Below are 21,986 nucleotides of genomic sequence, written 5' to 3' on the forward strand. Positions count from 1 at the left end.
CTGCGGCGCCCCTCCTCATCGTGGCTCGCCGGCGATCGTCAGGCGGCGGCGCAGCCCCAACACCGCCAGCACACCATACGCCAGCGCCTGGCCCCACAGGGTCACCAACTGGGGCCAGAGATCCGAGGGGGCGGCCCCCAGCTGGTTCAGGCGGATCATCCCCTGCATCATCGGCTCCGCCGGCACCAGCCCCCACAGGGCGACCAGCGGCAGCGGCAACGCCTCCACCGGCCAGACAAAGCCGGCGATAAAGAGCAGCGGCATGGAGCTGAGCACCAGCACCTGGCTGAGCAAGTCCCGGCGGGTCACCAGGCTGGCCAGGGCCACCCCCAGCGAGGCGGTGGCCAGCAGGAAGGGCAGCAGCAGGCTCCACAGGGCCCAGAGCGGGCCCAGCAGGGCCACGCCGTAGAACTTAAGCGCCGGCCCCAGGTACCAGCAGGCCGCCAGGGCAAAGGGGGGCACCAGCAGCGCCAGGTCCAGGCCGTAGAGCCCCATCCCGGAGGCCCGGCGCCAGGGCCCCGATCGTCCCCAGCGGCCGGTGCCCACCAGGGCGGCGCAGATCAGCATCAGTTGGTGCAGGATCAGCACGAACAGCCCCGGCAGAACGTAATCCAGGTAGCCCAGCCCCGGGTTGCTGGCGGGCACCACGTTCAGTTCAACGCCCCCCAACCGGCTTTTCTGCAGCGCAAAGCCGTCCCCCAGCAGCACCTGACGCACCAGGCGCACCTGGCCGGAGAGCACGGTGCTGGCCTCGGCCACCGACTCGGCGATGGTGCCGTAGGGCAGGAAGTGGTTGGCGTTGGCCGCCACCACCACCTGGGCCTGCAGGCCGCGACGCAGCTCGGACTCGAACCCCTCCGGCAGCCAGATCATGCCCGCCGCCTCGCCCGCCAGCACCTGGGTCCGGGCCTGGGCCAGGGAGCCCACCCGTTCGACAATGGCCACCCCGGGGGTGGCGCCCACGGCACGCACCAGGGCGCGACTGGCCACCGACTGGTCCTGATCCCACACCACCACTGGCTGCTCGGTGGTGACCTCATGCAGGTAGGGCGCCGGGTAGAGCACCAGGTAGAGTCCCAGCCCGGCAAAGAAGGTGATGAGCAGCGCCTTGTCCCGCCACAGCTGGCGAAACTCGTGCCACCACAGGGCGCGCCAGTCACTCATGGCAATCTCCTCCACAACCACCAGGCCAGGGGCAGGGGCAACAGCAGCGGCCAGAGATCCAGCCAGGGGGCGGTGCCCAGGCCACGGTAGCTTTGCAGCAGGGGCAGGTAGTGGCTGGAGGGGATGATGTCCGCCCACCACTGGGCCAGGGTGGGCATGCTGGCACTGGGCATGGTCAGGCCCATATAGGTGAACGCCGGGGTCAGCAGGGCCGCGCCGCTGCTGACCAACTGGGCCGACTCCCGGCCGGTGCGCACCAGCACCAGCGCCAGGGTGGCCAGGGGCACCATCAGCGGCAGCAGCGCCAACCAAAGGGGCCACAGGGGCGCCTCCTCGGGCACCATCAGCAGGGCGCGCATCAGAACAATGCCCACCCCGGCCCAGCCCCACTGGATCAGCAGCACCCAGGCCAGGTAGCGGCCGGGATGGGGTCCCGGCGGCGAGAAATAGAGATTCAGCACCGAGAACAGCACCAGGATCTGCCAGATCGCCAGGCACAGCCCGGGCAGCAGGAACGCGGCGTAGTCCATGCCCCGGTTGTTCAGCGCCGTCAGCTGGATCGCCACCGGGGCCACCTGGGCACCGACCGCCTGGGCCGGCAGCCCCTGGGCCAGCACCGACAGGGCCCCCTGGGCCTGTAAGGCGTCCGCCAGCGCCAGCTGGATGGGGGCCTTGAGCCGCTTGCCCATCAACAGATACTGGCCGTTGTAGCGCACATCCAGGGTGGGAGTCAGGCCGTGGTGGAGATCGGCGGCAAAGCCGGCGGGGATCAACACCTGGGCGTAGACCTCGCCCCGGCGCAGGGCCCGGGCTGCCTCGGCCGAGTCCGCCTGGGCCACCAGGTTCACCGCCGGAGCCGCCACCAGCTTGCGGCCCAGCTCACGGGAGAGGGCACTGTGGTCCAGGTCCACCCAGGCCACCGGCAGCTCCACCGGCGACCGGGCGCTGAAGATGGCGTACAAAAGCCCCCCCAGCAGCCAGGGGGCCACCAGCAGCAGGCCCCCCTGCCAGGGGTCGCGGCGCAGCCATTGGAGCAGCGTGGCCAAGGCTTACTCCCCCAGCAGCACGGTCATCCCGGCTCTGAGTCCCGGGATCGGCGCCTCGGGACGCAGCTCCACCTCGAAGGTGCGCATGTCGAAATCGGCACCACTCTCGGTGGCCCGCCAGGTGGCGAACTCCCCCTGCACCGCCCGGTACACCACCTCGAAGGGATAGGCAGCCGCCAGCGCCGGGATGGTCAGCATCAGTCGCTCCCCCTCGGGGAAGTCGGCCAGGCGATCCTCCCGCACCTGGAACAGCGCCCAGGCGTCGGTCATGTCCACCAGGGTCACCACCGGGAAGCCCTGGGGGGCCAGTTCCCCCTCCTGCAACAGCACCTGGGCGATCTCGCCGCTTCGGGGGGCCCGCATCTGGCTGTCCGCCAGCACCGCCTGCACCTCCGCCAGCTGGCCACGGGCCGCATCCGCCTGCCCCTCGGCGGCCTGGCGGGTCTCGGTGCGCGCGCCCTCCTCGGCCATCCGGTAGAGGGCCTCGGCGGCGCTGGCCTGGTACTGGGAAGCCTGCCACTGGGCGTAGGCCTCATCCCGCTTCTGCCGCGCCACCACACCGTCATCGAACAGCGCCTGGACCCGCTCGTAGGTGGCCTGGTGCAGGTTGGCCGCCGCCAGGGCCCGTTGCCAATCGTCCCGGGCGGCCTGGATCTGCTGGGTCCGCGCCCCGGCATCGGCTTCCGCCGCCATCGCCTCTGCCGCCCTCACCCCGGCCCGGGCCTGCTGCAGGCGGGCCTCCAGCTCCGGGCTCTCCAGGGAGAACAGCAGATCCCCGGCCGACACCGGATCGCCACGGCGCACCTGGAGATCCGCCACCCGGCCGGGCACCTTGGAGGAGACGTGGTACTGACGGGCCTCGATCTGCCCCTGCAGTCGGTAGGGCACGGGTTGGTAGGCCTGATACATGGCCCAGCCACTCAGGGCCGCCAGCAGCACTGCCGCGCCCGCCAGGGGAAGTGTGGTCTTCTTCATTGGGGTTCCATCCAGTTGATCATCTGCTCGAGATCGCCACCCAGGGTGGTGACCTGGGCCAGGGCCACCAGGTACTGGTAGCGGGCCCGGGCCTTGCCCAGCTGCACCTCCATCAGGCGCTGATCGGCGTCCACCTGCTCCAGGGAGGTCCCCAGCCCCTGGCGGAAGGCCAGTTCACGCAGGCGGCGGTTCTCCCGGGCCAGGCGCTCGGCGCTGTCCAGGGCGTTGAGTTCGTAACGGGCCTGCTCCAGGTTGGCGTACTGGGAGGCCAGCAGCAGTTCCAGGTCCTGCTCGGTCTGGGCCTTGCGATGGCGGGCTTCCAGCTCGGCGCTCTTGGCGGCCCGCACCCGGTCCCCCCGACCGTCGTTGCTGAACAGGGGCACCCGGACCCGGACCCCCACCAGCCACTCCGGCTCCAGCTCCGACAGGATGCTGTTGTCCTCCGCCAGGGTGTAGCTGCCGAACAGCCCCACCTCCGGCTTGTAGCGTCCCCGCTCGGCGGCGATGCTGCCCTGGGCCTGGCGGGTCTTGGCGTCGAACAGCGCCAGAGCCGGGTGGCTGCGGGCCATCCCCTGCTGCAGTTGAGCCAGGGTGGGGGGCGCGTCGGGGATGGCATCCCGGGTGGCCGGTGCCACCTGGGACAGCTGCAGCAGGCTGTCCAGGGCGCGTTGGGCCAGGCTGTGCTGACGTTCGGCCTGGGCACGGGCGATGCGGGCCTGATCCACCGCCACCGCGGCGTTCATCCGCTCCACCGAGGCGATCTGCCCCTGGCCCTCCAGTTTCTCGGCGTTAGTCAGGTGGCGCTCCAGGGCGGCCACCTGGCTCTGGTGCAGCGCCAGGTTCTGGCTGGCCAGCTGCAGGCCGAAGTAGCGCTCCACCAGCACGGTAAAGCGTTCACGGCGCTGGATCTCCTGCTCCTGCAGGCGCACCTCCAGCTCCGCCTGCTTGACCGCCTGGGCCGCCTGGATCCGCCCGCCGGCGTAGATGGGCCAACTGCCCACCAGCGAGGCCCGGTAGATGTCCCGTTCGGTCAACGGCAATGTGGGGATGGGGATGGGAAACCCGGGCAGCGCCGGGTTGAGATCCAGGGCGATGGGGTCGTCCAGGTAGGCATAGGTGCCGGACAGCGCCAACTGGGGGTGCCCCAGGGCACCGGCCACCTCGCGCTCGGAACGGGCCCTATCGGTGGCCAGCTGCTCGGCCTTAAGCAGATCACTGGCGGATTGCAGTCGCTGCCAGGCATCGGACAGGGTCAGGGGGGCCGCCTGGGCCGCGCCGATCCCCGAGGCCAGCAGCCACACCAGCATCATCGACAGTCTCAATGGGGACTCCTTGCATGCGAAACTAGAGCATTTACTCTAACTCATTATCCGGATCCCGGGATCCGGCGCAACAACCGACTCCTACAATATTGAACTTACAACAAAAAAAGCGAGCCGGCTGGCTCGCTTTTCGATTTGGATCCCTGAGGGGTTACTGGGTGCCGCCGACGGTGAGGCGGTCCAGCTTCAGGGTGGGCTGGCCCACGCCAACGGGGACACTCTGGCCCTCCTTGCCGCAGATCCCCACCCCCTTGTCCAGGGAGAGGTCGTTGCCCACCATGGAGATGGTCTTCATCGCCTCGGGTCCGTTGCCGATCAGGGTGGCCCCCTTGACCGGCCGGATCAGCTTGCCGTTTTCAATAAGGTAGGCTTCCGAGGCGGAAAACACGAACTTGCCGCTGGTGATGTCCACCTGGCCGCCGCCGAAGTTGGGGGCGTAGATCCCCCGCTTCACGGAACCGATGATCGCCTCCGGCTCGTGCTCCCCGGCCAACAGGTAGGTGTTGGTCATCCGCGGCATCGGCAGATGAGCGTAGGACTCCCGGCGGCCGTTGCCGGTGGGGGCCACCCCCATCAGTCGGGCGTTGTGCTTGTCCTGCATGTAGCCCTTGAGGATGCCGTTTTCGATCAGCACGTTGTACTGCCCCGGGGTGCCCTCGTCGTCGACGCTGAGGCTGCCACGACGGCCGCTCAGGGTGCCGTCGTCCACCACGGTACAGTGCTCGGAGGCGACCTGCTCGCCGATGCGCCCGGCAAAGAGGCTGGAGCCCTTGCGGTTGAAGTCCCCCTCCAGGCCGTGGCCCACCGCCTCGTGCAGCAGCACCCCGGGCCAGCCCGGCCCGAGCACCACCGGCATCTCGCCGGCGGGGGCCTCACCGGCCTCCAGGTTGACGCTGCCCTGACGCACCGCCTCGCGGCACAGCTCGAACGCCTTGAGCTTGCCGTCGCTGTCCAGGGCCAGCAGGGCGTCATAGCCGTAGCGGCCGCCCATGCCGGCGGAGCCGCGCTCCCGGCGATCCCCTTCGCTCATGATCACCGAGCAGTTCAGGCGCACCAGGGGGCGGATGTCACTGGCCAGGGTGCCGTCGGACGCCGCCACCAGCACCTCTTCGTAGACGCCGCTGAGGCTGGCGATCACCTGGCTGACCCGGGGATCCAGGCCACGAGCGTACTGGTCCATCTCCTGCAGCAGCTTGAGCTTGGCGTCCGAGCCCAAGCTGGAAAGGGGGTCCACCGCCGGATAGCGGGCCTCGGCATGTCGCTTCGCCAGGGCCTTAACCCGGCCCTCGCCGCCGGCGGCGGCGATGCCCCGGGCCGCCTGGGCGGACTGTTCCAGGGCCAGGGGGCTGATCTCATCGGCGTAGGCAAAGCCGGTCTTCTCGCCACTGATGGCGCGCACCCCAAGACCGGTTTCGATGTTGAAGCTGCCCTCTTTGACGATGCCGTCCTCCAGCACCCAGGACTCGTGGCGACTGGCCTGCAGGTAGATGTCGGCGTAGTCCAGACGGTGGTGGTGCAGCTGGGCCAGCGCCTGATTCAGGGCGCCCTCATCCAGTCCGGAGGGGCTCAGCAGGGCGGCGGCAACGGTATCGTAACTCACGTATTCATTCTCCAAGGTTCGCCGAGCCGAGTGGCAAGCGACGATGGGACAGCGCGGGCAGCTTGGCCCGGATCCGGGCCAGTTCGGCCCGGTCCAGCTCGGCCGAAACCAGACCCTCGCCGTGGGGTAACTGGGCCAGTACTCGGCCCCAGGGATCGACGATCATCGAGTGTCCCCAGGTGCGCCGACCGTTGGCGTGTTGCCCCTGCTGACCGGCGGCCAGCAGGAAGCATTGATTCTCGATGGCCCGGGCCCGCACCAGGGTGTCCCAATGGGCCTGGCCGGTGGGCTCGGTAAAGGCCGCAGGCAGAGCGATCATCTCCGCCCCCCGTTCGGCCAGGGCCCGGAACAGCTCCGGGAAGCGAACATCGTAACACACCGCCAGGCCCAAACGGCCCAGGGGCGTGTCGACCAGGGTCAGCCCCTGGCCCGGGTGGGTGTGAGTGCTCTCCCGGTAGCGACCGGTGTCGTCTTCAACGTCGACATCGAACAGGTGGATCTTGTCGTAGCGGCCCAGACAGGCGCCGTCCGGACCGAACACCAAAGACGCCGCGTAGGCCCGACCGTCCTCGGCAGTGATGGGCACCGTGCCGGCCACCAGGTGAACGCCGTGCTCCCGGGCCAGCTGGGACAACGCCTGCTGCATCGGCGCCCGCTCCGGCTCATCCGGCTGCCAGGGTTCCGCCAGGGCCGCCCACCCGCCTTCGGTGCCAAAGCACAGGGCGCACTCCGGCAGCACCACCAGTTGGGGCTCAGCCCGCCCCTTGAGCGGCGCCAGCAGCTGACGCAGGCGGCTCAGGTTGGCCCTCGGGCTGGGCTGGCTGGTCATCTGGATCAGGTGACAGGTCATGGTCCACGGCTCCTTCGGGTTCACTGCCGACCGGGTCGGCGGGGACGGCTTCCGGCTCGTCCAGGGCTTTGAGGATCGCCTCCTGCAGCGCTTCGACCTCCGCCTCGGTGGGGGCCTCCTGCTGCTCAGGCAGGGGGATCGCCCGCTTGGTGCGATCCACCTCGTTCAATACGGGCTCGTCCAGGGTGCCGGTCAGGTGGTAACGCACCTGGGTGATCACCTCCAGCACCGGCTCCAGCATCTTGCTGACGGCAAAGGCCCCCAGCCCGATGGTCCAGGCCCCGGTGCTCATAAAGACCACCGCCGGCACACTGGAGGTCAAGGCCGGGGAGAAGGCGATGTGGTAATCCAGCTCCCGGTTGGTCAGGTTGGTCCAGCCGGTGACCCGCACCGTGCCGGCCACGGCGTCCATCACGCTGTCGTCGGTCTGCACCACACCATCGTCGATCTGGATGGAGCCGGCAAAGCGGTTGTAGTGCAGGCCGCTGCCGAACACATCGGAGAAATCCAGCGACAGTTTGCGCAGCAGGGACTCCAGGCTGAAGATGGAGAGCAACCGGGCGCCTTTATCGGACATCTGATCCAGGTGGCCCTTGCCCAGCCGGTAATCCAGCTGGCCGTCCAGTTCCGCCAGCTCCAGCTCCCAGGGCGCCCCCGGCCAGGCCAGTTCAAACCCCATGCGCAGATCCGAGTCCTTGACGCTCTGGGTGATCCCCAGCCGCTGGGAGAGATCCCCCACGTCGGGGCTTCGGATCTGGCCCTGGAACTGGGAACGGCTCAGCTCGTGCTCCGGCGACCAGCGACCGGTGAGCCGCAGGCTGTGGCCACCCTGGGTCAGGTTGAGTCGCTCCACAAAGTAGCTGTCGCCATCCGGCCGGGCGGTCAGCTCCGCCCGTCCCAGGGGCATCTCGGCCACCGTCAGCTTGGCAATGTCCATCTCCAGCCGGGGCATGCGCTGGATCCAGCCCTTAGGCGCTGCGGGCTGACTGCCCTCACCCCGCCCCTCGGGCTTGGCCAGGCTGAAGTGCTCGGCGTCGATGCGGATCCCTTGCTCCCGGAGATCCCCACTGAACTGCACCTGGCCGGCCAGGTTGTCGCTGTCCACCTGCAGCTGCCAGCCCGCTTCCCCCGGGGCACCCTGCAGCTGCCCCTGGCCCAGGTCCAGGCCGTAGAGGGTCATCTTGTCGCTCTGCACGGCCACCTGCTTGAGGGGTGGGAACCAGGTGGTCTCCCGCTTGGCCCGACCAGTGAAGTTGGCAAAGGCGGACACCAGGGGCTCCCAGTCGTCCAGGGCCACCTCGGGGCTCAGCCACTCCAGGTAGCCGCCATCCAGGGTGGGCAGGGCTGCCGGGGTGCCCATGGCCACCTGGTAGGCGCGAAAGCCGCCGCCCCGCTCCAGCTGCATGTCGCCGTGGAACTCCAGTTGGCCGCCGAGCCGCGCCAGCACCTCGGCCTGACGGGTGTCACCGGTCACCGCCAGGCGCAGATCCCGCTCGGTTTCCACCTCTTTACCCAGGGGGGCCGGCAGCTCCATCGCCAGGCCCACCAGGTTGGAGCGCAACTCCGCCTGGTACTGCAGGCCCTCTTCGCCGAAGCGCAGGGCGATCTCCCCCCCCAGGGGAGCGCCGCCAATCAGGAAGGGATCCACCGGGGTGCTGAGCGCCTCGGGCACCCGGGACATCTGCCAACGGGTGGCCAGGTCGATGTCCACGGCGTAAGCCCCGTCCGCCTTGCCGCCAACAATGGAGAGCTCGGAGGGCTGGTTGTAGAGCCGGGTCTGCAGGCCGTGCACCTGGATGTCGCTGTTGTGGAAGCGCAGTTCACCCCGGGTCTGGGCCAGGGTCAGGGCCAGGGGGGCGATCTCGATGGCGCTGTCCCAGAACGCCACCCGGCCGCGCACGGATTGAATCTGGGTCTCCTTGGCCTTGGTGCCCAGGGGGAAGCTCATGTCCAGGGCCACCGGCACCCGCTCGGGGATCTTCACCACCTCCAGGGTGGCCCCCACGCTGCCGGCCAGATTGGTGTCCGCCATCACCTCGATGGCGTCCGGGCCGTTGGCCATCACACTGGCGGCGATCTCCAGCACCGCCTGGCTGCTGAGGCTGGGGATCGCCACGTGGGCCCCCTGGGCCGCCACCGGCCCCAACTGCCCCTGGTGCAACCACAGGTCCATGCGGGCGTTCTCGAACTGGGCCTCCAGCAGCCCCTCGCTGACCGCCGGCCAGTCCTTGAGAAAATCGAACTCCAGATCCTGCATGTCGAAGCGGGCCTGGAACACCCCCTGCTGCTGAGCGTAGGGAAACTGCTTGAGCGCCCCGTGCCAGAGCACCTGGGCGTTATCGCTGTGGCCCTGCTTGAGCGCTTTACCCAGGTAGTCGGACAAGCCGGCGCCCATGGCCTTGCGGGGGAAGTAGTTGTCCGCCTGCCCGGCCCGTTTCAGGTCCAGGTCACTGTACAGCTGCAACCGGGCGTCCCCCTCCCGGGGCAGGCCCAGGGCGGCCCGCAGGCTGAGGGCCAGATCCGGGTTTTCCAGCGCCAGTTCCGGCAGACGCAACTGGCCCCCGTCGGTTCCCGGCAGCCACTCAGCGGTCAGAGCCAGGCGGTCCAGGGCGATGGGGGCTTTGAATTGCTCGGGCCAATCCAGGGTGACCGGCTGCTCCGGCAGACTGAGCCAGCCCCAGTCGCCCTGCCACTGGGCCACCCCGTCCAGGGCCGTCAGCCCGGGCAGGCTGCCGGCGGCGTGCCAGGCCAGCTGCTCGAAAGGCAGACGCGCCTGCAGCCGGCCCTGGTCCTGCTGCACCCGAAGGGGCCCCAGGGTGCCTGAGGGATTCAGGGCCAGCAGTTCGGTCAGCTTGGTTTCGCTGACCCCGGGGATGAGCCCGAACAGCGGCTCCAGGCCGCCGGCGGGCAGCGCGTCCATCCAGAGATCCCACTGCTCCCCCTGATGGCGCAGCCAGAGCCCCAGGGGGGCCCAGGGCTCGCCATTACTGGCGATGGCCAGATCCTGGGCCACCAGCTCTCCGGCAAAGCCATGGCCGGCGCTGTGCGGTTGCCACTGCAGGGTGCCGCTTTCCAGTGCCAGGGTCTGCTCCCCCTGGTGCTGCCAGCTCAGGGCGCTGTGGCCAAACTGCACCATGGCGTTGCGCAGCCCCTGGTGATCCAGGCTGGCCCAGGCCTCCAGGTTGAGCACGCCGCTGTAGGCGTAGGGGTTGTCGTTCAATTGGCGGGCCAGCCAGTCGCCGATGTCCAGTTGGGCCGCCTTGAGGTAGGCCCGACCAAACAGGCGGCCGTCGAAGTGACGGTTGAGCTCCAGGGCCAGGGTGAGGGTCTCGTCCTCCCGCTTGGCCTCGTCCAGGTAGATCCGCCCCTCACCGAGGTGACGACCGCCCTGGTTCTTCCAGTTGAGGCTGGCCAGGTAGACCGGGGCCAGGGCCTGATCCCCCACCAGCACCCGGGCGGTGAGATCCTCGATGGAGAGCCGGCCCAGTTGCTTGAGCAGCAGATCCTCAAGGGGGGTGAGCCGGCCGGGGTCGTCCCGGTCCGGGCGCTCCTGCAGGTTGATCCCCAGCTCCACGCCGTCGATGGCGACCCGGTCCAGGTAGGGGGAGAGGTTCAGCAGGCTGGGCCAGAAGTCCAGCTGCAACTGGGCTTCGGCGATGGTCAGGGAGATGGGCAGATCCGGCTGGGGCGCCAGACGCAGGCCGTAGATGGTCAACTGGGGGCCGCTGGCTTCCCAGCCGGCGCCGAGGCGGGCGATATCCAGCTCGATGCCGTAGCGCTGCTCGATGGTGTCGATCAGCTGCTGACGCACGGTGTCCAGCTCCGGCAGCAGGGTACGCACCAGGCTGACCAGCAGCGCCAGGGTCACCAGCGCCGCGGCCAGACTGTACCAGCACCATTTGCCGATGCCGTGCCCCAGTCGCGTCAGGGTCACATCATCACCACGTCGAACTTGTCCTGGGCGTAGAGGGGCTCGGGTTTGATCCGCACCCGCTTGCCCAGGTAAACCTCCAGCTCCGCCAGACTGTGGGCCTCATCGCCCTCGAGGATCTCCTGCACCGCCGGGGCCACGTAGGCGACAAACTCGTCGGCGTCGTAGGCGCGGTCGACCCGGATGATCTCCCGGTAGAGCTCGTAGCAGACAGTCTCCACGGTTTTCAGCTGGCCGGTGCCCCGGCACACCGGGCACTCGCCGCACAGCACGTGCTCCAGGCTCTCCCGGGTGCGCTTGCGGGTCATCTCCACCAGCCCCAGCTGGGACAGGCCACTGATGCTGGTCTTCACCCGGTCCTGGCCCAGGGCCAGCTCCAGGCTGTGGAGCACCCGGTTCTTGTGCTCCTCGGAAACCATGTCGATAAAGTCGATGATGATGATGCCACCGAGGTTGCGCAGGCGCAGCTGGCGGGCGATGGCCTGGGTGGCTTCCAGGTTGGTGTTGAAGATGGTCTCTTCCAGGTTGCGGTGGCCGACGAAGGCGCCGGTGTTGATGTCGATGGTGGTCATCGCCTCGGTTTGATCGATGATCAGGTAGCCACCGGACTTGAGCTCCACCTTGCGCTGCAGCGCCCGCTGGATCTCGTTCTCCACGTCAAACAGGTCGAAAATGGGGGCCTTGCCCCGGTAGTGCTCCACCACAGCGCTGACCTCGGGCATGAACTCCGCCACGAACTCCTTGAGCGCCTCGTAGCTGATCCCGGAGTCCACCTGGACCCGATCCAGGGTGCGGGTGGCCAGATCGCGGACGATGCGCAGGGGCAGGGAGGGCTCTTCGTAGAGCAGGGACACCGACTTGCCCGGGCGCTTGCGTCGCTCCGTCACCTTGCGCCACACCCGGCGCAGGAAGGCGGCGTCCTGGGCCAGCTCCAGCTCCGACACCCCCTCGGAGGCGGTACGGATGATGAAGCCACCGTCCTTGTCGACGAACTGGCCAACGATGGACTTGAGGCGTTCGCGCTCCGCCGGGTCCTCCACCCGCTGGGACACCCCCACGTGGGCGGAGCCGGGCATAAATACCAGGTAGCGGGAGGGCAGGGTGATGTCGGTGGTCAGGCGGGCGCCCTTGGTGCCCAGGGGGTCCTTGACCACCTGGACCATGATGTCCTGGCCCTGGCGCACCAGGGAGACGATGTCCTCGGCGCGGAAGGCACGGGCGTCCTCCTCATCGACACACTCGGTGTGGGGGACGATGTCCGAGGCGTGCAGGAAGGCGGCCCGCTCCTGGCCAATATCGACGAACGCCGCCTGCATCCCGGGCAACACCCGGGTCACCTTACCCCGGTAGATGTTGCCGACGATGCCGCGGCGGCTGCGGCGCTCCAGGTGCACTTCCTGCAGCATGCCATGCTCCACCAGAGCCACCCGGCTCTCGGTGGGGGTTACGTTGATCAGCAGCTCCGCTGCGGCTCCTTGTGATGGCACCATGCCTCCCCAAACACTCTTCCGCCCATGCCCATGGGGTTCAGTTGGATTCAATCAGTTCCCGGGTCTCCACCAACGGCAGGCCCACCACCGCCGAATAGCTGCCTTGGATGGCGCGGACAAAATTGCCCCCCAGCCCCTGGATCCCGTAGCTGCCGGCCTTGTCCGCCGGCTCGCCACTGTTCCAGTAGGCCTGGATCTGCTCTGCTGTCAGGGCGCAGAAGCGCACCTGGGTGGTGACCAAGGTCGCCCGGGTGCCCTGGGCCGTGGCCAGGGCCACCGCCGTCATCACCTGGTGCTCGCGGTCCGACAGGGCTGCCAGGGTGGCCAGGGCGTCAGCGCGATCCCGGGGTTTACCGAGGATCCGGTTATCAAGTACCACTATGGTATCAGACCCCAGTACCGACAGCGGGGCTTTTGCCAGGGCCAATCCCGCTTCGGCCTTTTCCCGAGCCAGGCGTTCCACCAGATCCTGGGGGGCCTCGCCGGGCCAGGGGGTTTCGTCGATCTCAGGGGTCAGGACCTCGAACTCGTACCCCAGCTGGGCCAGCAACTGGCGGCGGCGGGGGGACGAGGAGGCCAGGTAGAGTTGGGTCATGTCAGCGGATCTTGAGTCGGCGACGGGTCCGACGCAGCAGCCAGAACACCCAGGGCCAGAGCAGCGGGGTGATCAGCACCGGCTGCAGGTACACCCAGTCGATGGTGATGGCGGGGTTGCCCAGGTATTCGGCCCAGTACACCAGCATGTGCAGCAGCAGCGAGAGGGAACCGACCACCAGCAGCTGCTGGATCAGGGCGAAGTGGCGCAGCTTCTGGTACTGCAGCGCCACCAGGTAGGCGACGATGGACAGGGCCAGGCCCCGCACCCCCAGGGTGCCCCCCACCAGGATGTCCAGCACCACCCCCACCAGGCAGGCGGAGAAGATATTGAAGCGGTGCGGCAGGGCCAGGACCCAGTAGATCACGGTCAGCAGCACCCAGTCCGGCCGGGCGGCGGCCACCGCCGGCGGCAGCGGCATCACCTGCAGCAGCAGGGCGATCAATATGGTCAGCCAGAGGAACAGGCGACCGGAGGCGCGCTCAGGACTCATCGGGGGCCTCCTCGGTCCACAACAGCAGCAGATAGCGAAGCCGGTCCAGATCCGCGCTGGGCTCGGCCCGCACCAGGGCGAAGGTCTGCCCCTCGGTGCGCTCCACCTCGGTCACCTGGGCCACCGGGTAGCCCTCCGGGAAGCGGCCCCCCAGCCCCGAGGTGTTGAGCCAATCCCCCACCTGGATGTCGATGTTCATCGCCACGTGGGACAGCTCCAGGGTGTCGCTGCGGCCGGAGCCGTGGGCCACGGCCCGCACATCGTTGCGGGCCACCCGCACCGGGATGGCGTGGGTTAGATCGGAGATCAGCAGCACCCGGGCGGTGGTTTGCCCTACCTCGATCACCTGCCCCACCACGCCCTTGCCGTCCAGCACCGGCTGGCCCTGGTACACCCCCTGGCGACTGCCCTTGTCGATCAGCACCAGGTGCTTGAAGGGGTCCTGGTCCACGCTCATCACCTCGGCCACCATGCGGCGGGAGTCGTAGCGGGAGGGGGAGTCGAGCAGGGTACGCAGCCGCTGGTTCTCCTGCTCCAGGTGCTCCAGGCGCTGCAAGCGCTCACTGATCAGCAGCTGCTGCTGATGCAGGGCGTCGTTTTCCGCCAGCAGGGAGTCTCGGGAGGCCAGGTTGCGGGAGAGGTTGTCCAGCAGCAGCGACGGCATCGCCGCCAGGTACTGGATGGGGCTGACCAGGGTGGTCAGGGTGGCGCGGGCGGGAGCCAGCTTGTCGTTCAGCAGCACCAGCGCCAAGCAAAACAGTACCGCCCAGAGCAGGCGGTACTGTAGAGAGAGGCCACGGAGGAAAAAGGGCTTCATCGGCGGGGCAATCCGTTACTCGTCAGAGAACAGATCACCACCGTGCATGTCGATCATCTCCAGTGCCTTGCCGCCACCGCGGGCCACGCAGGTCAGCGGATCGTCGGCCACCACCACCGGGATCCCGGTCTCTTCCTGCAGCAGGCGATCCAGGTCCTTGACCAGGGCGCCACCGCCGGTCAGCACCATGCCGCGCTCGGAGATGTCGGAGGCCAGTTCCGGCGGAGACTGCTCCAGGGCGGTCATCACCGCGCTGACGATGCCGGACAGGGGCTCCTGCAGGGCTTCGAGAATTTCGTTGGAGTTGAGGGTGAAGCTGCGCGGCACCCCTTCGGCCAGGTTGCGGCCACGCACTTCCAGCTCACGCACCTCGTCACCGGGGTAGGCGGAGCCGATCTCGTGCTTGATGCGCTCGGCGGTGGCTTCCCCGATCAGGGAACCGTAGTTGCGGCGCACGTAGTTGATGATCGCTTCGTCGAACTTGTCACCACCCACCCGCACGGAGGAGGAGTAGACCACGCCGTTCAGGGAGATGATGGCCACCTCGGTGGTCCCGCCACCGATGTCCACCACCATGGAACCTGTGGCTTCGGAGACCGGCAGGCCGGCACCGATGGCGGCGGCCATGGGCTCGTCAATCAGGTACACCTCACGGGCGCCGGCGCCCATGGCGGATTCGCGGATGGCCCGGCGCTCCACCTGGGTGGAACCGCAGGGCACGCACACCAGCACTCGGGGGCTGGGGCGGAAGACACCGTTGTTGTGCACCTGCTTGATGAAGTGCTGCAGCATTTTTTCGGTGACGTAGAAATCGGCGATCACCCCATCCTTCATCGGCCGAATGGCGGTGATGTTGCCGGGAGTCCGGCCCAGCATCTGCTTCGCTTCATGCCCTACGGCAGCCACGCTCTTGGGCCCGGAGGCACGCTCCTGGCGGATGGCGACCACGGAGGGCTCATTCAGAACAATCCCCTGTTCTTTTACGTAAATCAGGGTGTTGGCCGTACCCAGGTCGATGGAGAGGTCGTTGGAAAACAGACCACGAACTTTTTTAAACATGTACCAGACCCGTAAGTGAATTCAGTGGGAGATGCGGAAAATCAGCTAACTTTACCAATGCCCTCGCCCATCCACAAGCCGCATCTACTCTGGCTTGCGGGGCGGATCGCCTTATTGGGGAAAGCGTCAGGAAGTTGGCGTTCCGCCAAAGTTTTTCCGCTTCCTCCCCGGTGGGTAAAGTCGCCACCGAGATCGTTCATTCAGAAAGAATTTCTCTCCGATAAATGACCTTGTCATGTCCCCGATAGCGACCAAATGTGACCCGAGCTTTTGGGTTACAGAGCCGTTGGGTGGTGTCGTCGCTGTCGAAACACTGCCGACCCACGGCATCCTGGGACCGATCCCGCTGCCAGTACCACTGGATGTAGTGGGGAAACAGCAGCTGGTACTCCGCCAGCGCGTCCAGCGGTGAGGCCGGTGGGGCCAGGGTCAGGCTGCCGGCACCGTCCGCCAGCACACCGCCGCCGCTCAGGCCGGCCCCGGTGGCGCTCAGGGTGACGTCGGTGGCGGTGTAGTCGGTGCAGTTGTCCAGCCGGTTCTGACGGAACGCCGTACCGTCGTAGTACTCCGCCCGCACCGGCAGGGTCAGGGCCTGGTTCTCGCTGCCGTAGACGTTGTCCATCACCAGCCGGCCGTAGCGCAGCTCCACCCCGGTGATGTCGGCGATCACCAGCGGCTGACAGCCACCGCCCTGGTCGAAGCAGATCCCGTCCCGATCGGTCAGCGCGTCGGCGTCGATGGTGAGATCCATGGCGGCGTCGAAGGGGGCCACCAGGGTGGTGTCCCGGCGGTAGGCGATTTCGGTGCCGTCGAGCCAGAGCACCCGGTCCTGGCTGGTGTCCCCAACGTTCTCCTGCTGCAGGCTGCCGGCGGTGGGCTCGTCAATGGCGGGGCGGCCCGCCTCATCAGCGTAGCTGCGGGGGGTGAGATCCGTGACCAGGCGCCAGAAGGCGCTGTTGTAGTTCTGGGTGACCTGACTGTTGGCGTTCAGCCCCTGGATGGTCAACCGTGGCGCGGTGGCAAAGCCCAGGGACTGAGCCAGGTAGCCCATCTCCAGGGCCGCCCCGGGCACGGTGCAGCCCGCCAACAACGGCACATTGGCCGTCACCGCCAGGGTGGCCGGGGTAAAGCGGCCCAGGTTGTCGGCGGAGGTGGCACTGACGCTGCGGCCCAGGTAATCCAGTTGGCGCTGGCCACCGGCGTCCTCGGCCAGTTGCCAGCGGAACACCCCCACCTCGCTGACCTGGGTGGCGGCACTGCCCACCCCCTGATCGGCGGCGCTCATCGCCACGCTGACCGAACCGCTGGTGCTGGTCTGGCCCCCGGCAGGCGCCACCAGATCGGGCTCCACCGCCACCCCGGCGTGTTGGAAGTTGCGGGCCACCGGGTTGTCGCTGAAATCGGTGTCGCCGTCGGCCTGCCAGCAGGCGGCAGTGACGCTGAGGTTGAAGTCCCGGCCGGCGGCGGTAAAGGCGGAGCAGCTGGCGTCGCCGCTGGCGCACAGGGCGTTGCTGTCGGGACTGGACAGGTGCAGGCCCGCGGGGGCCACCACGAAGGTGCTGTCGCCATCGAGGGTAATGGTCTCGCCCCCCTCGTCGCGCTGGAAGCGGGCGGTCAGTTTCAGCTGGCCCACATCATCGTAGTTGGCGGCCACTTGGGCCTCCCCCTGGGCGTTGAAGTTCAGGGTGCGGCTCTGGGTGGTGGCGAACGGCAGTGCACTGCCCCCCAGGGTGAAGGTGGGGCCGCCCACCGGTGCGGCGGGGCTGACCGCACTCAGGGTGAAATCCAGGCTCTGGTTGCCAGTCATCGCCGGGGCGCACTGCAGGGGATCCTGATCGCTGGCCCGCACCGCCTTGACCACCAGGGTCTCGTCCCGGCAACCCAGGGGGGCCCCGGGCTCCAATACCAGGGCACTGCTGGCGTAGTTGATGATGCACTGGTTGAGAGCCACTTCGCTGCCCCCCACCCAGCAGCTGACCGGGCCCTGGGGGTTGGTGATCCCCACGGTCACCGGCTCGGCGGCGCCGTGCCAGAGATCCACGGTGGCCGAGCCGGTCACGGTGAGGCTGTTGCCGCCGTCCCAACCGCTTCCCGGAGACAGGGTGACATTCACCGGCACGCTGGAGGGGCTGTTGCAGTTGGCGTCGTTGCACACCCGGACGGTCACCGGTTCCCCCAGGCAGGTCACGCCACTGCCATCGTGCTCGATGCGGTAGAACAGCTGGCTGGTGACCGGCGCCTCGATGGCGACGAAGGCCACCGGTTCCCAGTAGTGGGAGCGCTCGTTGTTCTGCGACTGATCCTCGTCCAGACCCACGGTAAAGCGGTCGTTTTCAATGCGGCAAGCCCGGGTCCAGCCGCCGTCGCCCCCACGCCGGGCCTGCTTGTTGTGCAGCAGCAGGGGGGGCGCACTGAAGGCGGGGGAAAAGGCGTTGCCCACGTAGTAATCGGCGCACTGCTGATCCAGGTTTCGGGTGGCGCGGTCTCCCCGGCTGTGGTTGCGGCCCACGCCGGTCAGCCACTGTAGCAGGGTGCCGTTGGTGTCCACGGTGCCGCCGCCGCTGATGGCGATGTAGCCCACGGTCTCCGTGGCGGTGACGTTCACCGGCACTTCGCTGGCCTCCAGGGTGAGGTTGGCCCCGCTGACGCTGACGGAGGTGGCGAAGGTGGTCAGGTAGGCGCCGTTGTTGTCCGTCAGTCGCTGGGTGAGCACCACCGGGGTGCTGGCGAAGGCGGAGGGAAAGGTGAAGCTTTCGTAGCCCCGATTGTCGGTGTTGGTGCGCTTGCCCTGGTGGCGCAGCGTTTCCACCCGGCCGGCCTTGAGCCACACCTGATCGCTGCCGCCCGCATCCTGGAGTGCCAGTTCCCCCTCCCCCATCACCAGGTAGGGCACGCTCAGCATGGTGACCGCGGCGTCCCGGTTGCCCGGGGGGACCACCATCTCCACCGTGGCCTGGGTGGTGGTGACGTCGATCACCCGTACCGTGGCGGGGCCATCGCTGCCGGTCGGCTCGGTCAGGCTGGGGCTGACCACCACCACTGGCGGCGTGGTGTAGGTATTGTCGAACACCAGGGTGGCGGTGGCCTTGGGGTTGGTGTCCCCGGTGTTGCCGGTGGCCGTCAACGAGAGGGTGCCCAGCTCCAGCGGCACCGTGGCCGGTGGGGGCGCGGCACAGGCGGTGCGGCCATCCACCTGGGCGGCAAAGCCCAGGTTCAGTGCCTGGGCGCCACTGATCGCACCGTAAAAGCGGGCCTGGTCGCCAAGGTTGGCCTCCCCCTCCAGGTAGAGGTAGCCGGAGATCTCGGCGTCGATCCCCTGACCGAAGTCACGGTAGAGGTAGACCTCCAGCCAGTCCACGGTGCCGGCGCTGCCGCTGGTGGGGGTGTTGACCCGGGTGTCGCTGCCCACGGACCACTCGCCGACAAACAACTGGGTGGCGCCGGACAGGGTCAGGGTGACGTTGTCCCCCAGGGTCAAACGGTCGATGAAGTAGCGCCCCGGGGCCAGGGTGAGGCTGCCCAGATCCGCCACCTCCAGGATGTTGAGGTAGTAGGGCCCATCGCCGTTAAGGGTCAGGCTGGCCCCGGCCTGGGCATTCACTTCATTGAAGTCGAAGCCGTCGGCGTTGGTCAGGGTGCGGCTGGTGGCCGGCGGCACAAAGAGATCGGCGGCGTCCGGCAGCGGAGCCTGAAACGCCGGGAAGCGATCGTACTGGGCCAGGCTGCCGTTGACGGTGCAGCTGAGCCCGTCACAGAACACCCCGCCCCCCAGGTTCAGCTGACTGGCGGACTGGAAGCCCAGCTGGCCGCCATCGGTGCCCAGCAGTTGGCCATCGGTAGCGGTGACCTGAGCGGCGGCGGTCAGCCCGCTCAGCGGCGTGGGAAAGCGCGCCTCACACTGGTCCAGCATGGGCGGGAAGATCGGCAGTGGGGTGTCCGGATCGTTGGGGCCGCCCGGGGAGGGCTCGCAATCCTGCCAGTCGCTGCCGTCGTCGGAGCCGTCCGGCAGGGCGCAGATGTTGCCGTCGTTGCCGCCGGGGATGAACACCCCGGTGTCCGCATCGTCGATGGCCCAGTATTTTTTGTTGGAGTTGTTGTCCCGGTTGGCAAAGTTGACGTAGTGCACCACCACGGGGTCGTTGGCGGACAGGGTGCCGTCGTCGCTGGTCAGCAGCACCTCGCCGTTGACGTTGTCGGTGGCCACCGGCGAGATCACCAGGAAGGTGCCGGCGGGGTAGATGTCCGATGCGCCCAGACCGGAGAGTGGGATCACCTGACTGGCGCTGTGGTTGCCCTTGTTGGCCCAGCGCAGGGCCCAGCCGCTGACATCGGTGCGGTTGGGAAAATAGAGTTCGACGTACTGGCTCTCGTTGCTGATCTCGTTGATCACCACCCTGAGCTTGTTGTCCGGATCCGACTCCAGGGTCAGGGCGGAGGCGGTGGCACTCCACAACAGGCAGAGGGCCAGCAGGGCCCGGATGCGGTTAATCATAGGCCAGCGCCTCCAGGGTTCGGCTCACCCGCAGGCTGTCCGGGCCACACTGGGCCTCGGCGCGGTATTCGAAGCCGTTGTCGACGTCGTCGGAGCCGTGGGCCGACCGGTAATCGCAGCTGACGGTGACGGTGCAGCGGTCAAAGCCGACGTTGTCCGGCAATCCACTGCCCGGGGTCAGCACCGCATTGGCGGCGGTGCAGGCCGCGGTGGCGCTGTCGGCGCCGCGGTTGAGGGTGCGAGCCAGGGCCCAGTCCAGGCCGCTTTGCGCCGCCGCCCAGGTGCGGGTGCCGGTGACCTCCAGGCCCACGCTGGTGGCTTCCTGATTGAGAGTGCGCACCAGTACGGTGCCCAACAGCAGCATCACGGTAAGGATGAACACCGCCATGATCAGCGCCGAGCCCCGCTGGGCCCGCCGCGGCGAAGGCTTAAGGCACGTTTTCAAGTTGCACCTCCTGGACAAAGCGCTGGGGCTGACTGGCGGTCTCCACCCACCACTGCAGGCGGACGATGTTGTTGCGGGCCAGGCTGGGGGGCAGCTCCATAAAGGGGCAGTCGGGGTCATCCAGATTGGCCAGGTCGCAGTTGAGCCAATCGTTCTGGATCCCCTCCCCCATCAGCACCCCGTTGCGCTCCAGATCCCCGCCGGCGGTCACGCACCAGCGCACGGGATCGCCGGCCACAAAGAAGCGCCGGGCGGCGGAGAAGGGGCCGGTGGGCAGATCGCTGTCCAGGGTGAAGCGCACCCGTTCGCAGTTGCTGCCCTGACACTGGTGATCGTCGATGGTGCGACTGACTGGGGTGTAGTTGTCCAGCAGGACCAGCGGTTGGCCTTCGCAGGCGTCGCAGTCGCTGTCGGTGCAGCAACCGGGGGCGTAGGCCACCACCTTGTCCAGGTTGCCGTTGCCCGGGGCCGGCGCCGACAGGTAGCGCTCCGAGGCCAGGATGGGCAGAAAGTCGATGCAGTCGGTGGTGACGCTGACCGAGCCGGGCACCGCGTCGCGCAGTTCGCGGCTGAGGCGCTGGGCGCCGTAACGCACCTTGCCCAGCTCCTGTTGCCAGGCCTGGCTCTCCACGTAGATGCGGGTGCCGAAGGTGATAAAGCCGGTGACGCCCAGGGCCAGGATCCCCATCACCAGCAGGGTCACCACCAGCTCCACCAGGGTCAGCCCCCGTTGAGGCCGCAAGCGCCGCATCAGAAGTTCCCCCGCACCTGGCTGAAGGCCAGGGACTCGCCGCCCGGGGTGAGAATCGTCACCTGGGCCAGCTTGCTGCCACCGCGCCAGTCACTGCCCAAGGCCGCCGGGGCCTGGCAGGTGATCTGGATGGTGACCTCGAAGCCGTCGTAGCGCTCGCCACCCAGCAGGGCGTCGGCGTTGTCGTCGAAGTCGTGGAATCGGTCCAGCAGTTCCCAACTGCCGGGATCGCTGGGATCCGCTGCCGCGGCGGCGCACACCGCCGGGCTGTCATCGCAGCAGGTCAGGCCGGGAACCGGCCCGCCCCCCAGTGGGGTGGCCTGGTCCAGCCGGCGGCCGGCCAGCTCCGCCAGCACCGCCTGACCCAGCTGGGCCCCCTTGGCCCGCTGGACGCCCAGCGCCGAGCGCTCTGCCAGGGGAAAAAGCAGGGTGGCCATCAGCACCAGGGCGATGGCGAGCACCACCATGCCCACCACCATCTCCACCAGGGTAAAGCCCCTTTGCCGTCGTTCAGAGGCCATGGACGTAGCCCTCGGGTTCGATGCGCACCCGCTGGGGTGAGGCGCCGTCGATGGTCAGGTCGCAGCCTCCGCCGCAGGCGCCAGTGGGGCGGCCCAGGGTGTCCAGGCTGAGGGTAAAGGTGTCGCTGCCGGACAGCGTCAGGGTGACGTTGTCCAGGGGATAGGGGTCCTCACCGGCGCAGGGGCCGGTGAGGAAAAATTGGCTCGGCGTGGCCGAGAAGGTGCAGACCTGTCCCGCCAGGGCCCCCTGCTGCAGCCGCTGAAGTTCCGCCACCAGGGCATCCCGGGTGGCGACGGTGGCGAACTGCGAGGGCCCGAGGAAACGGGACAGGGCATACAGGGCGAGAATGGCGACCAACAGGATGATGGTCACCAGCTCGACCAGGGTAAAGCCCCTGCCTCTGAAGACAGAGCCTTTGGTCACTGAGGTTCAGT

Annotated in this window: 17 protein-coding genes; all 17 read right to left on the reverse strand. The window is 68.2% G+C overall.

Features of this window, described 5'->3' with window-relative positions; genetic code table 11:
- Positions 1 to 15: 15 nt before the first annotated feature.
- A complete protein-coding gene (locus KUV81_RS13455) occupies positions 16 to 1,164 on the reverse strand; it encodes an ABC transporter permease (protein ID WP_222544398.1) in 1,149 nt (382 codons plus the stop codon).
- Positions 1,161 to 2,210: an ABC transporter permease gene (locus KUV81_RS13460; RefSeq protein WP_222544399.1), complete on the reverse strand. Its 1,050-nt coding sequence runs from the start codon at positions 2,208 to 2,210 to the stop codon at positions 1,161 to 1,163. Before KUV81_RS13460 ends, KUV81_RS13455 begins: the two co-directional genes overlap by 4 nt.
- A 3-nt stretch (positions 2,211 to 2,213) precedes the next feature.
- The gene (locus KUV81_RS13465; RefSeq protein WP_222544400.1) at positions 2,214 to 3,185 is read right to left on the reverse strand and encodes an HlyD family secretion protein; all 972 of its coding nucleotides are present in this window, start codon (positions 3,183 to 3,185) and stop codon (positions 2,214 to 2,216) included.
- The gene (locus tag KUV81_RS13470; RefSeq protein ID WP_222544401.1) at positions 3,182 to 4,507 is read right to left on the reverse strand and encodes a TolC family protein; all 1,326 of its coding nucleotides are present in this window, start codon (positions 4,505 to 4,507) and stop codon (positions 3,182 to 3,184) included. Before KUV81_RS13470 ends, KUV81_RS13465 begins: the two co-directional genes overlap by 4 nt.
- Positions 4,508 to 4,658: 151 nt before the next feature.
- Positions 4,659 to 6,107, reverse strand: a complete 1,449-nt coding sequence (gene tldD, locus KUV81_RS13475; protein WP_222544402.1) for a metalloprotease TldD — start codon at positions 6,105 to 6,107, stop codon at positions 4,659 to 4,661.
- Between the two features lie 4 nt (positions 6,108 to 6,111).
- Positions 6,112 to 6,957: a carbon-nitrogen hydrolase family protein gene (locus KUV81_RS13480; protein ID WP_222544403.1), complete on the reverse strand. Its 846-nt coding sequence runs from the start codon at positions 6,955 to 6,957 to the stop codon at positions 6,112 to 6,114.
- Positions 6,860 to 10,891 (reverse strand): YhdP family protein, encoded by a 4,032-nt coding sequence (locus KUV81_RS13485; protein ID WP_222544404.1) that lies wholly within the window; start codon positions 10,889 to 10,891, stop codon positions 6,860 to 6,862. Before KUV81_RS13485 ends, KUV81_RS13480 begins: the two co-directional genes overlap by 98 nt.
- Positions 10,888 to 12,375: a ribonuclease G gene (rng, locus tag KUV81_RS13490; protein WP_315900085.1), complete on the reverse strand. Its 1,488-nt coding sequence runs from the start codon at positions 12,373 to 12,375 to the stop codon at positions 10,888 to 10,890. The genes KUV81_RS13485 and rng overlap by 4 nt, the downstream gene beginning before the upstream one ends.
- A 40-nt stretch (positions 12,376 to 12,415) precedes the next feature.
- Positions 12,416 to 12,973 (reverse strand): Maf family protein, encoded by a 558-nt coding sequence (locus KUV81_RS13495; protein WP_222544406.1) that lies wholly within the window; start codon positions 12,971 to 12,973, stop codon positions 12,416 to 12,418.
- Between the two features lies 1 nt (position 12,974).
- Positions 12,975 to 13,466, reverse strand: coding sequence for a rod shape-determining protein MreD (gene mreD, locus KUV81_RS13500; protein WP_222544407.1), 492 nt, complete (start codon positions 13,464 to 13,466; stop codon positions 12,975 to 12,977).
- A complete protein-coding gene (gene mreC, locus KUV81_RS13505; RefSeq protein WP_222544408.1) occupies positions 13,456 to 14,283 on the reverse strand; it encodes a rod shape-determining protein MreC in 828 nt (275 codons plus the stop codon). Before mreC ends, mreD begins: the two co-directional genes overlap by 11 nt.
- 15 nt (positions 14,284 to 14,298) lie before the next feature.
- Positions 14,299 to 15,342, reverse strand: coding sequence for a rod shape-determining protein (locus KUV81_RS13510; RefSeq protein ID WP_222544409.1), 1,044 nt, complete (start codon positions 15,340 to 15,342; stop codon positions 14,299 to 14,301).
- Positions 15,343 to 15,538: 196 nt separating this feature from the next.
- Positions 15,539 to 19,834, reverse strand: coding sequence for a DUF6701 domain-containing protein (locus KUV81_RS13515; RefSeq protein ID WP_222544410.1), 4,296 nt, complete (start codon positions 19,832 to 19,834; stop codon positions 15,539 to 15,541).
- On the reverse strand, positions 19,827 to 20,279 hold the full coding sequence (locus KUV81_RS13520) for a PilX N-terminal domain-containing pilus assembly protein (protein WP_222544411.1): 453 nt from the start codon (positions 20,277 to 20,279) through the stop codon (positions 19,827 to 19,829). The genes KUV81_RS13515 and KUV81_RS13520 overlap by 8 nt, the downstream gene beginning before the upstream one ends.
- A complete protein-coding gene (locus tag KUV81_RS13525; RefSeq protein WP_222544412.1) occupies positions 20,263 to 21,030 on the reverse strand; it encodes a prepilin-type N-terminal cleavage/methylation domain-containing protein in 768 nt (255 codons plus the stop codon). Before KUV81_RS13525 ends, KUV81_RS13520 begins: the two co-directional genes overlap by 17 nt.
- A complete protein-coding gene (locus KUV81_RS13530; protein WP_222544413.1) occupies positions 21,030 to 21,551 on the reverse strand; it encodes a prepilin-type N-terminal cleavage/methylation domain-containing protein in 522 nt (173 codons plus the stop codon). Before KUV81_RS13530 ends, KUV81_RS13525 begins: the two co-directional genes overlap by 1 nt.
- Positions 21,541 to 21,975, reverse strand: a complete 435-nt coding sequence (locus tag KUV81_RS13535) for a type IV pilin protein (RefSeq protein WP_222544414.1) — start codon at positions 21,973 to 21,975, stop codon at positions 21,541 to 21,543. Before KUV81_RS13535 ends, KUV81_RS13530 begins: the two co-directional genes overlap by 11 nt.
- Between the last annotated feature and the right edge of the window lie 11 nt (positions 21,976 to 21,986).

The sequence above is a fragment of the Ferrimonas balearica genome, from assembly GCF_019802085.1.
Lineage (GTDB): Bacteria > Pseudomonadota > Gammaproteobacteria > Enterobacterales > Shewanellaceae > Ferrimonas > Ferrimonas balearica_B.